The organism is Microbacterium sp. Bi128, assembly GCF_918698205.1.
In genome coordinates, this window is the sequence record NZ_CAKKMM010001644.1 from 1 (window position 1) to 1,051 (window position 1,051).

Annotated in this window: 2 protein-coding genes; both read right to left on the reverse strand. The window is 68.3% G+C overall.

The annotated features are described in order from the left end of the window. Nucleotides 1-739: SURF1 family protein (locus LQV45_RS35190; RefSeq protein ID WP_230012662.1), on the reverse strand; the 739-nt coding region annotated here is incomplete at its 3' end. Then, the gene (locus LQV45_RS35195; RefSeq protein ID WP_230012663.1) at nucleotides 740-1,033 is read right to left on the reverse strand and encodes a hypothetical protein; all 294 of its coding nucleotides are present in this window, start codon (nucleotides 1,031-1,033) and stop codon (nucleotides 740-742) included. Nucleotides 1,034-1,051 lie beyond the last annotated feature (18 nt).

The following is a 1,051-nucleotide window of genomic DNA, read 5'->3' on the forward strand; positions in this document are numbered from 1 at the left end:
CCTCCGCGTCGATCGCGGCGTTGCGGGCCTGCTGCCTGGCCGCGTAGCCGAACCCGACGAACATCAGCACGCCGAACGCGAACCACTGCAGGGAGTAGGACAGGTGGGTGCCTTCATCAGTGGTCGGTTTAGGGAACGGGAACGGCATGTCCTGCACCGACGGCGACTCGGATGCCAGCTGTCCGTAGGCGCCCGTCAGCAGCGGATAGCCCAGCTGCCCGGAATAGGCGGAGAGGTCGATCGAGGCCAGCTGTCCGTCAGGGGCGCCGCGCTGCAGCTCGGGCTCGGCCGGCTTGAGGCGGGCAACCACCGTCACCGGCCCCTGCGGCGGGGCAGGCACTGAGTCGGGCCGTCCCGGGGTCTTGTTGCCGATGGGCAGCCAGCCACGGTCGATCACCACGGTTTCGCCGGACTGGAGCTTGAAGGGAACCACCACCTCGTAGCCGGGCTGGCCGTTGAGCGGGCGGTTGCGCACGATGCGCTGGCCGGCGGCGTCGTAGCTGCCCTTCAGTTCCACCTGGGTCCACTCCCGCTCCGGATTCAGCCGGCTGAACTGGTCCCGGACATCGGCGAACGGCACGGGGGTGGCCGAGTAGTTGGAGACCACCCGGTTGCTTTCGGCCAGGGTCTCGGCGCGGCGGTCCATCTGCCACTGGCCCAGCCCAAGGCAGCCGGCAGCGAAGATCGCGGCCAGCAACAAGTACCCCCGCCCTTTACTGGAGAAGAGAAAGCGGTACATTCAGCCGATCCTGCCTGACGGGTCGAGAGGGGCGGTCACTGCCGTGAGGGGGACGGTCTCTGCGCCGAGGACCACAGTCTCTTTCCACAGTCCGCGCGTCTGGAGGTAGTCCTCAAGCCAGGCGCGGTGCTCCCCGCACGCCAGCCAGATCTTGCGCCGCTCCGGAGTATGGATCTTGGGATTGTTCCACAGCAGCTGCCATTCCGCCGCCGCGCGGCAGGCTTTCCGCGAGCAGACGGTGCCCGGGGCCGCGGCCGTGTCCCTACCGGTCCCGGCCAGGTCAAAGAGATTCATGAAGCTGCCCGTCCGTGG

Excerpts from the sequence above, each read along its gene's own strand:
- LQV45_RS35195 (WP_230012663.1), bottom strand. The coding sequence starts at position 1,033 with ATGAATCTCTTTGACCTGGCCGGGACCGGTAGGGACACGGCCGCGGCC.